Genomic DNA, 3951 nt, shown 5'->3' on the forward strand with positions numbered 1-3951 from the left:
CAAAATCATCTACTCGCTCGTCTGAGGCGCCAAATCACTTTCCTTCGAGATCAGGATGTCTGCGGTTAGGCGCGAACAGCAACGGCGCCGACGAAAGGAAAGGTCATGAGCCGGATGTCGTCCCTAAATTATTCGAACAGCGCGTCTTCGAATGCGCTCGAAGGCGAGGCCGACCCTGCTCCCAATATGGGGCAAGACGAAATGACAATCAGTCAGATGGCGCGGTTGTATGGGGTCAGCCTGCGTACGTTACGGTTCTATGAGGACCGGGGTCTGATCAAGCCCCGTCGCGAAGGAAGCGCCCGCTACTATCGCAGCGCTGACAGGACCCGGATGGGCATGATCCTCAGGGGCAAGAAGCTCGGTTTCACTCTGTCCGAAATCACCGACCTGATCGGCGGCAGGGGCGCGAGCGAAACACCCGACATCGAAGAGCGGCTGCAGCCTCAGCAAATCGCGAATCAGATCGGCCACCTCGAGCGGCAGCGCGAGGAGATCGACAGCGCGATCGAGCGCTTGCGCGCGACCCACAGCCGCCTGTCGCGCGACGCCGCCTGAACCCAGCCGCCCGCGCCGTGCGCCCTAGGCCCTGACGCGGGCCGCTTCCACAATTCGCTGAGCCTCGGCGACCGCCTCCTCGATCGAGAGATGGGTCGTATCGAGCCGGACCGCGTCTTCGGCTGCGCGCAGAGGCGCCGCCGATCGCGCCGAGTCCCGGGCGTCGCGCTTCTCGATGTCGGCCAGGATCGCGCCATAGTCCGCCCGTTCGCCGCGCTGAGCGAGTTCGAGCGCGCGCCGCTGGGCGCGTGCGGAGGCGCTGGCGGTCACGAAGATCTTCACGTCGGCGCGCGGACATACGACCGTGCCAATGTCGCGGCCGTCGAGCACCGCGCCGGCGGGCCGGGCGGCGAAGGCGCGCTGGGCCTCGAGGAGCGCCTCGCGGACCCCGGGCATGGCCGCCACGACCGACGCCGCCTCGCCCATCTCCCGGCGGCGGAGCATGGTCTCGTCGAATTCGGTCAGGCCGAGGCCCCGCGCCGCCGCGATCGCGGCGCGCTCGTCGTAGAGGTCGCGCCCCGCGCCCATCAGCGCCGCGGCGGTCGCCCGGTAGAGGAGCCCGGTGTCGAGATGCGGCAGACCGTAGCGAACGGCGAGGCGCTGGGCGATCGTCCCCTTGCCTGAAGCCGCCGGACCGTCGATGGCGATGATCATCCCGAGCGCTCAATCCCTTTGGGCCGGTTGTCCGAACCGGCTCTTAGAATCCCGCCGCCCCGCTGTCGAGACGCGCCTTGGCGGAGGCGATTCGCCTGCGATAAAGTGACGCAAGACGAAATGCGTCCGACCGCCGGTCGCTACGCGAGGGCCAGCATGAACCTGACGGGGCAGCAGATCCGGACCATCGTCGCTGCGTATCTGGGCTGGACGCTGGACGCGTTCGACTTCTTCGTGCTGACCTTCGTCATCAAGGACATCGCCAAAGAATTCGGCGTCGAGGTCTCGGCCGTCGCCTATGCGCTCTTCCTCACGCTGGCGATGCGCTTCATCGGGGCCTTCATTTTCGGCCGCATCGGCGACCTCTGGGGGCGCAAGCCGGCGCTGATGCTGGACATTCTCTGCTACTCGCTGATCGGTGCCGCCGCGGCCCTTTCGCCGAACCTGACCGTCTTCCTGATCCTCCGAGCGCTGTTCGGAATCGCCATGGGCGGCGAGTGGGGACTCGGCAGTTCGCTCGCCATGGAGTCGATCCCGCCCCAGTCGCGCGGCGTCGTGTCGGGGATCCTGCAGTGCGGCTATCCGAACGGCTTTCTGCTCGCGGCTGTCGCCTACGGGCTGTTCTACGGCCGGACCTTCGGCGACTACACGTTCGGCTGGAGGGCAATGTTCCTGCTCAGCGTGCTGCCGGCCTTCGTGGTGCTATTCATCCGCGCCGCGGTGCCAGAATCACCGGCCTTCGAGGCCTCGCAGTCGCGCGAGAAGCCCAATCTCTGTACGACGGTCACGGAGAACCGGGGGCTCGTCCTCTACATGGTCGTGCTCATGATGTGCTTCAACCTGTTCAGCCACGGCACGCAGGACCTCTACCCGACCTTCCTGCAGAAGCAGCACAAGTTCGACCCGGCGACGGTGAGCTGGATCGCCATCGTCGCCAACATCGGGGCGATCGTCGGCGGGCTCGCCTTCGGCCATTACTCGGAGAAGATCGGCCGGGTGAACGCGATCACGATCGGCGCCCTCCTCGCGCTGCCCGCTCTGCCGCTGTGGGCCTATTCGACCACCCCGGTCATGCTGGCCGTCGGCGCCTTCGTGATGCAGGTCGCGGTGCAGGGGGCGTGGGGCGTCATTCCGGCCCATCTCAACGAGCTCGCGCCGGGCGCCGCCCGCGCCACCATCCCGGCGTTCGTCTACCAGGCCGGCAACTTCCTGGCCTCCTACAACGGCCCGTTCCAGGCCCGGATCGCCGAGGCCAACGACGGGAACTACGCCTTTGCGCTGGCGCTGGTCGCCGGGGTCGTCGCGGTGGCCATCGCCATCGTGATCCGCTTCAGCCCGGAGCGCCGAGGCGAGCATCTGACGGCGCACTGAGGGGCGGCGCTTCCAGTTCGGTTTTGGGCCTTTTCAGGGGTTTGCAGCAGATTTTCCGGGCGTCCCGGCACCGCTCGATTTCGCGCATTGCGTCTCCGGGCCTCGCATCCGCACTTTTCGAAAAGCGATCGCGCCCTGAGCGGGACCATCCTGACGGGCGAGCTGATCTTCCCATTCATTGAAAGATAGTATCACATAATTCTGATTATGGGAAGCCCCGCTACCAGCGAACCGGGCGAGCACCGCCTTAATTCGCAATCTCGCTGTTTACCCCGTCGCCGACGTCGGGCAGGAAGTAGGGAAACGCAGCGAATCGACTAGCATGCCCATTTTGCACTGGCTGACGCGCAACGAAGATGTGCGCGCCGCGACAAAAGTTTCTTATCGCCTACTGGAGGAGGCGCCTGACCTCAGCTCCGGTGCCCCCGACTCCGGAAACATGCTCATTCAGGGCGACAATCTCGATGCGTTGAAGGCGTTGCTTCCCTTTTTTGCGGGTCAAGTGAAGTGTATCTATATCGATCCACCCTATAACACTCGATCAGCGTTCGAACACTACGACGATAACATTGAACATTCGCAGTGGCTCGCGATGATGTGGCCACGCTTGGAGCTTCTTAGGGAACTGCTGAGGGAAGATGGCTCAATTTGGATTTCGTTAGATGACGGTGAGGCGCACTATCTAAAGATAATCGCCGACGAGGTTTTCGGGCGGAAAACTTTTATAGTTTATATCTCTTGGCAAAAGAGAGATGGTCCACCGAACGATCGGAAGATCGGTAATGTACACGAACATATATTAGTATGGGCGAAGTCGAGGGATAGCTCGTCTAAACAGACTAGGGCTGAATTATCGTTCAATTTGATGCAGAGAAGCGAGAAAGCCAATGCACAATACGCTGTCTTTACGGAACCGGATGGTCGAGACCCACGCGGAGACTTCCGAAAGATAGATACGACAGCAAACGGGAAAGGGGACCGTTTTGTGCAGAGCTTGTTCTATGGCATAGTAAATCCATATACTGGAGAGGAAGTGTTCCCTAGTGACAAGCCGGAACTGATCTTCAAAGGGTACGCCATTAAAGTGTACCGTCTACTTTCGGCATACTCTTATGTTGAGCCATGATCACGAAATAGTGGCGCGTATTATTTCCGAGCAAACCAAACCCGTTTGTAAACGACCCACTCTATGTGAAATCGTCCTACTACGCCGTCGGGAGGACGCTTTTTTCCTGGTCTCGTCTCGAACACTGCCTAGACGAGCTAATTCTATATGTTATCATTTTTTGCCAAAACTCTCGGTCACTCATATTCTCGCCGGGCCGCCCTCGGGCGAAAGCTTACCCAGATGAAACAAAACGTATAGAG

4 protein-coding genes are annotated in these 3951 nt (G+C 61.6%); 3 read left to right on the forward strand and 1 reads right to left on the reverse strand.

Annotated elements, in window-relative coordinates; translation table 11 throughout:
* Nucleotides 1–201 precede the first annotated feature (201 nt).
* Nucleotides 202–558, forward strand: coding sequence for a MerR family transcriptional regulator (locus tag ACLP25_RS20860; RefSeq protein ID WP_442471066.1), 357 nt, complete (start codon nucleotides 202–204; stop codon nucleotides 556–558).
* Between the two features lie 24 nt (nucleotides 559–582).
* Here ACLP25_RS20860 and cmk read toward each other — a convergent pair whose 3' ends face one another.
* Complete coding sequence (gene cmk, locus ACLP25_RS20865; protein ID WP_442471067.1) at nucleotides 583–1212, reverse strand: (d)CMP kinase; 630 nt, start codon at nucleotides 1210–1212, stop codon at nucleotides 583–585.
* 156 nt (nucleotides 1213–1368) lie between these two features.
* Here cmk and ACLP25_RS20870 point away from each other — a divergent pair, with 156 nt between their 5' ends.
* Both ACLP25_RS20870 and ACLP25_RS20875 read left to right on the forward strand, forming a co-directional pair.
* Nucleotides 1369–2583: an MFS transporter gene (locus ACLP25_RS20870; protein ID WP_442471068.1), complete on the forward strand. Its 1215-nt coding sequence runs from the start codon at nucleotides 1369–1371 to the stop codon at nucleotides 2581–2583.
* 322 nt (nucleotides 2584–2905) lie between these two features.
* Nucleotides 2906–3709: a site-specific DNA-methyltransferase gene (locus ACLP25_RS20875; protein ID WP_442471069.1), complete on the forward strand. Its 804-nt coding sequence runs from the start codon at nucleotides 2906–2908 to the stop codon at nucleotides 3707–3709.
* Nucleotides 3710–3951: the final 242 nt, after the last annotated feature.

The sequence above is a fragment of the Roseiarcus sp. genome, assembly GCF_052145395.1.
Lineage (GTDB): Bacteria > Pseudomonadota > Alphaproteobacteria > Rhizobiales > Beijerinckiaceae > Roseiarcus.

Coding starts and splice junctions, on each gene's coding strand:
- ACLP25_RS20860 (WP_442471066.1), top strand. CDS start 202: ATGACAATCAGTCAGATGGCGCGGTTGTATGGGGTCAGCCTGCGTACG.
- cmk (WP_442471067.1), bottom strand. CDS start 1,212: ATGATCATCGCCATCGACGGTCCGGCGGCTTCAGGCAAGGGGACGATC.
- ACLP25_RS20870 (WP_442471068.1), top strand. CDS start 1,369: ATGAACCTGACGGGGCAGCAGATCCGGACCATCGTCGCTGCGTATCTG.
- ACLP25_RS20875 (WP_442471069.1), top strand. CDS start 2,906: ATGCCCATTTTGCACTGGCTGACGCGCAACGAAGATGTGCGCGCCGCG.